A 6,000-nucleotide genomic window follows, 5' to 3' on the forward strand; every position below is an offset into this window, starting at 1 on the left:
CCTTTCTTATCATTTTTAAATTTAAGCTAGCTTAATTGCTCCAAACGGACATTTTTCCATACAAGCCCCACATTTTATACATCTATCATCATGTATAAAATGAATTTCTTTTCTTTCTCCTTCTATAGCACTTGATGGACAAGCCTTAGCGCATAAAGTACATCCTTTACATTTTTCTGGATCAATTCTATATGATAATAAAGATTTACATGCCCCAGCAGGACATTTCTTCTCATTGACATGAGCTTCATATTCGTCCCTAAAATGCTTAAGTGTAGATAAAACAGGATTTGGAGCAGTTTGTCCTAAGCCACAAAGAGCAGATGTTTTTATGTTTTCTGCAAGCCTTTCTAATCTATCAATATCTTCAGGCTCACCATTACCTTCAATAATCTTCTCAAGAATTTCTAACATTCTCTTAGTTCCTATTCTACAAGGAGGACATTTTCCACAAGATTCTTCTACAGTAAAATCTAAAAAGAATCTAGCTATATCAACCATACAGTTATCCTCATCCATTACAATCATTCCACCAGATCCCATCATAGATCCTAATTCTGTTAATGTATCAAAATCTATTGGACTGTCCAAATATTCAGATGTAAGGCACCCTCCAGAAGGTCCTCCAGTTTGTACTGCCTTGAATTTTTTACCTCCTGGTATTCCTCCACCTATATCATATATTACTTCTCTAAGAGTTGTTCCCATTGGAATTTCTACCAATCCAGTATTGTTTATTTTTCCTCCCAAAGCAAACACTTTTGTTCCTGGTGACTTTTCGGTACCTATACTTTTAAACCATTCTGATCCTTTTAATATTATTGATGATACATTTGCATATGTCTCAACATTATTAATTAATGTTGGTTTTTGCCATAGCCCTTTATTTGCTGGATAAGGTGGTTTAGGCCTTGGCATTCCTCTTTCACCTTCAATAGAAGCTATTAAAGCCGTTTCTTCTCCACATACAAAAGCTCCTGCACCTAAACGTATTTCCATATTAAATTCAAAATCTGTCCCAAATATATTTTTCCCTAAAAGTCCCTTTTCTTTAGCTTGATCGATAGCAATTTGAAGTCTTTTTACAGCTATTGGATATTCTGCCCTAATATAAACATATCCTTGATTAGCACCTACAGCATATCCTGCTATTGTCATAGCCTCTATTACAGAATGAGGATCTCCTTCCAAAACACTTCTATCCATAAAAGCTCCTGGATCTCCCTCATCAGCATTACATAATACATATTTCTCATTTCCTTCAGCTTGAGCAGTGAATTGCCATTTAAGTCCTGTTGGGAATCCTCCACCACCTCTACCTCTTAGTCCTGAATCTTTTATTGTCTTTATAACTTCTTCTGGTGTCATCTCAGTTACGGCTTTACCTAATGCTAAATATCCATCCATAGCAATATATTCAGTTATATCTTCAGGATTTATAACTCCACAATTTTTCAAAGCTATTCTTTTTTGTTTTTTATAAAAATCTACATTATTTATTGATTTAATTTTTTCATCAGATACAGATTCTTTATACAATAGTTTCTTTACTATTCTTCCTTTTAGTAAATGTTCTTCTACTATTTCAGATACGTCTTCTACTTTAATATGACTATAAAAAGCTCCTTCTGGATATACTATTACAATAGGTCCTGCTTCACATAAACCAAAACATCCAGTTCTAACAACTTTAATTTCACTCTCTAGTTTTTTATCTAATATTATCTTATTAAATTCTTCTTCAATCTTATCCGAACTTGAAGAAGTACACCCTGTACCACCACATATTAGAACATGAGATCTATAGAAATTCATATCCTTTCCTCCTTTTTATTAATAATGTTTCACGTGAAACATTATTAAATATAATTATTTTTCAACATATCCTATTGTATACTCTTCTACTACATTTCCATTAACAATATGTTCCGCTATCACTTTTTTAGCTTTTTCAGAATCCATATTTACATAAGTCACCTTTTCTCCATCTGATGGATAAACTTCAACTATAGGCTCTAATCTACATATACCTATACATCCAGTTTGATTTATAGTAACATTTTCTAAACCTCTCTTGTTAACTTCCTCTATTAATGACATTAAAACTGGTCTAGCTCCAGCTGATATTCCGCATGTAGCCATTCCAACAACTATCTTAATTCCATCATTTTCTTTTCTAAGATTAACATTTTTAATAGCTTCTTCTCTTATTTTCTTCAATTCTTCTAGAGATTTCATGCACACACCTCCAATTTAATTAATATTTTCTTAAAATATCTTTAACATCTTCAGCCTTTAATCTCCCATATACATCCTCATTTATTGTCATAACTGGAGCTAATCCACATGCTCCTATACATCTGGTAGCAACCAAGGAAAACTTTCTATCTTTAGTTGTTCCACCTACTTCTATGCTTAATTCCTCTTTAATCTCATCTATAATCTCTTGAGATCCTTTAACATAGCAAGCAGTTCCAAGACAAACCCCTATAGTATACTGTCCCTTTGGTATCAAAGAGAATTGTGAATAGAAAGTTACCACTCCATAAATTTCTGCTAATGGTACATTTAATTCTTCAGAAATAATTTTTTGAACCTCTATTGGTAAATAACCAAAAATTTCTTGACCTTCATGAAGAATTGGCATAAGTGAGCCTTCTAATTTTTTCTTTTCATTGATAACTTTTTTTAACTCTTCGATTTTTGATGCATTTTTTTTCCAATCAAATTCAAAAGCCATATTTTTACCCCCTTTTACTTTTTGTTAATTAAATAACTAAGTTTAATATTGTTATAATATTTCTTATGATTAAAATGATTAGTCTGTTTTTTATATGCTATACCTTTAAATATAGCTATTATACTAATTATATATTTTCTCATAAAATTAAGTCAATTATTATTGTAATAAAAAGTTCATTTAGGATTTAAACTTTTGTAATATCTAGTCCTTTCTATTGTTAAACCTATTTCAAAGTTTTGTCTGTTAACTTTAATTTTATTACGTTTATTTAGCTTTTATGATTCTAATTTTTTCTTTTCTTCTGGAAATATTTCTAATGCTCTTGGTAATATGCCATGATTATATGCTAAAAATATACCATAATTAATTATAGGAATATTATTAATTAAAGCCTTATTAATTCTGCTTAACATTTCTTTTCTATTAATCATGCATCCTCCACAATGAATTATAACGGAATACTTAGATAAATCCTCTGGTATCGTATTTCCCGAACTCCATTCAAAATTTAATTCTTTCCCTGTAATTTCTTTCAAAAATTTAGGTATTAATTGTTTTCCTATATCATTTTTTTGTCTATGATGAGTACAAGCTTCACTTATTAGCACATTATCATTTATTTTTAATTTTTTAATATGATTTACTCCTTTAATAAATTCACTTAATTCCCCTTTATATCGAGCAAATAAAATAGAATAACTTGTAAGATATATATCTTCAGGAATTATATCCTTTATTTTCCCAAACGCTTGAGAATCAGTTATCACTAATTTTATCTTATCTCTAAATAATTCTATAGTTTTTTTAAGCTCTGTGTCTTGAACTACAATATTAATTCCATTATGATCCAATACATCTCTTATAGTTTGTACTTGGGGTAATATGAGTCTACCTTTAGGTGCTGACTCATCTATGGGAATAACTTGAACTATTACATCATCCTTATTTACTTTATCTCCAATAATTACTTTCTTATCATATTCTATATCCTTCGAGTATTCAGCTATCTTATTTTTGAAATTTTCAATACCTTCTTTGGTCTTAGCGCTTACCTTAAAAAAATTTATTTCTAATTCTTTTTCTATTTTATTTTTACTTACTCTTTTTAAATCAATCTTATTTATTACTCCTATAACAGGTATGTTTTTTTCTTTAATGGTTTTTATAATCTTTTTTTCATATTCAAAATCTTCTTCTTCTGAATCAATTAAAATAATGGCTATATCTGTCTTCTCTAATACTTTAAAAGTTTTATTTACTCTTAATTCTCCTAACTCTCCTGAATCATCAATACCTGCAGTATCTATAATAACCACTGGTCCTATAGGTAAAATTTCCATTGATTTATATACAGGATCTGTAGTAGTCCCTTTAGTTTTACTTACTAATGCTATATCTTGATTTGTTACTGCATTTATTAGACTTGATTTTCCTGTGTTTCTTTTACCAAATATACCTATATGAAGCCTATTAGCTCTAGGAGTAGTATTCATATGAATCACCTCATTTTAAATTATTACCTATTTTACATCCTAAACTTTCTATATAATCATAATTGAGATATTTAGGTAATTTCCTTTTTGAGTCTATTATAGATTCGATTGCAAAATCTAAATCTACCATATTTTTATTAGAATATATTTCATAATCTTCCCTTAATGCTTTTGGAGTACTTATCAGCATAATAGTATTAGCTCCAGCTTCTAAAGCAAGGGTTTGTCCCTTTTTTTCTAAACTGGCTATTGCTGTAGTAGCAGGAATAAACACATTTTGACAGATTATCCTTGTAATAGCTACTACTTTTAAATTTAATCTTAAACTTGATCTTTTACAATTTTCATAAGGTGTCCCTTTCGCTGGTAAAAAAGGTCCAAAGCCAATCATATGCACTCCAAAATCTTTTTGAAATAAAATAACATCTGCAATTTCCTCAACACTTTGACTAGGAAGACCTATCATTCCCCCCGAACCAACTCTCATTCCAGACTCTTTAATCCAATTTGTATGTTGAATTCTAATATCTAAATCATCATCTGGATGTATATAATCAAATAATCTCTTACTATAAGTTTCTATTTTTAATAAATAATTATTTACTCCTGCATCACTAAACAATTTATATTCTTCTTTTCTTCTTTCACCAATACTTAAAGTAATACCCATTTTATATTTTTCTTTTATAACTTTTATTATATTTAACAACATGTCTGTAGTATAATAAAAATCTTCTCCAGATTGAAGTATAACTGTTTTTATACCAATCCTATATAATTTTTCTACTTCTTTTAATATTTCTTTCTCCGTCATTCTATATCTAAATTGTTTATTATCTCTTCTTAAACCACAATAATTGCAATTCTTTTTACAATAATTTGAAAATTCTATAGCAGCTCTTAATTCAATTCTATCTCCTACACATTCTTTTCTTATAATATCTGCCATTTTAATAAGAGCTTTGTATTCTTCTTCTTGCTTTATTTTTAATAAATATACAATATCTTTTTTAGTTATATCTTCATTATTTTCAACCTTACTTACTATTTTCTTCATATCACTAGATATATTCATATTTAATATTGAAGCTAAATTATATTTATATTTTTTATTTAGAGAATAAATTCCTTTATAATCTATCTCTTTTTCTTTAATCAACTCTTCAATTTTCTCTTTATTATTTTTTTCGAATTTTATAGCAGTGGTACATATTTCACCAAATCCTTTTGGAGTAGGAATAAGCTCATTAAATATATTATTTTTCTCTAATATATCTTTAGCATATATCATGTGTGCTTTTGATGAACATACAAGAATATAAGGATTTTTATAATCATTCTTTATAAAACTATTTAATATAGACATGTTTTCTCCTTTCTAGAAGATATAACATCTTGTCCACTGATCAGATTATAAAGCATATTATTTAGTCTTTTATTTGTTAATTATTATTATAACATAATTTATATTATATAGATATTTTTTTAACAATTATATGTTCTTTATTGCCCACCAATATTTCCCGAAATCTTTAAATAATGTATATATTTTAACTTTATAAATCTATTTTTATAAATAATAAAAAATGCGGACTAGAAACGTGTCCGCTTCGCTAGGGAAACCTAGTTTCCCTTCGATGGTGCGTAATACGTGCACCTGAGCACCCTTCTAATACGGCAGGTGATTTCATCCCCTACAATCCCTTTTTTTATTGTCTTCCAATATTTTCTGTGACCATTAACACTTGTATTTATCAATAATTT

The 6,000-nt window shown here is 28.6% G+C and carries 5 protein-coding genes; all 5 read right to left on the bottom strand.

Translation table 11 applies throughout. The annotated features are described in order from the left end of the window. Positions 1–21 precede the first annotated feature (21 nt). Positions 22–1,815, bottom strand: a complete 1,794-nt coding sequence (gene nuoF / locus GOQ29_RS02870) for an NADH-quinone oxidoreductase subunit NuoF (RefSeq protein ID WP_203371125.1) — start codon at positions 1,813–1,815, stop codon at positions 22–24. Positions 1,816–1,869: 54 nt separating this feature from the next. Further along, the gene (locus tag GOQ29_RS02875) at positions 1,870–2,238 is read right to left on the bottom strand and encodes a (2Fe-2S) ferredoxin domain-containing protein (RefSeq protein WP_203371126.1); all 369 of its coding nucleotides are present in this window, start codon (positions 2,236–2,238) and stop codon (positions 1,870–1,872) included. Between the two features lie 19 nt (positions 2,239–2,257). Further along, a complete protein-coding gene (locus GOQ29_RS02880; protein ID WP_203371127.1) occupies positions 2,258–2,740 on the bottom strand; it encodes an NADH-quinone oxidoreductase subunit NuoE family protein in 483 nt (160 codons plus the stop codon). A gap of 278 nt (positions 2,741–3,018) precedes the next feature. After that, positions 3,019–4,236: a [FeFe] hydrogenase H-cluster maturation GTPase HydF gene (gene hydF, locus GOQ29_RS02885; RefSeq protein WP_203371128.1), complete on the bottom strand. Its 1,218-nt coding sequence runs from the start codon at positions 4,234–4,236 to the stop codon at positions 3,019–3,021. Positions 4,237–4,246: 10 nt separating this feature from the next. Then, a complete protein-coding gene (gene hydE / locus GOQ29_RS02890) occupies positions 4,247–5,602 on the bottom strand; it encodes a [FeFe] hydrogenase H-cluster radical SAM maturase HydE (RefSeq protein ID WP_203371129.1) in 1,356 nt (451 codons plus the stop codon). Between the last annotated feature and the right edge of the window lie 398 nt (positions 5,603–6,000).

It is taken from the genome of Anaeromonas gelatinilytica, from assembly GCF_016820635.1.
In the GTDB taxonomy this organism is placed as follows: Bacteria; Bacillota; Clostridia; order Tissierellales; family SIT17; genus Anaeromonas; species Anaeromonas gelatinilytica.

Bases quoted from the DNA above. Each gene is read 5' to 3' on its own strand.
- hydE (WP_203371129.1), bottom strand. From the start codon at position 5,602: ATGTCTATATTAAATAGTTTTATAAAGAATGATTATAAAAATCCTTAT.
- GOQ29_RS02880 (WP_203371127.1), bottom strand. From the start codon at position 2,740: ATGGCTTTTGAATTTGATTGGAAAAAAAATGCATCAAAAATCGAAGAG.
- hydF (WP_203371128.1), bottom strand. From the start codon at position 4,236: ATGAATACTACTCCTAGAGCTAATAGGCTTCATATAGGTATATTTGGT.
- nuoF (WP_203371125.1), bottom strand. From the start codon at position 1,815: ATGAATTTCTATAGATCTCATGTTCTAATATGTGGTGGTACAGGGTGT.
- GOQ29_RS02875 (WP_203371126.1), bottom strand. From the start codon at position 2,238: ATGAAATCTCTAGAAGAATTGAAGAAAATAAGAGAAGAAGCTATTAAA.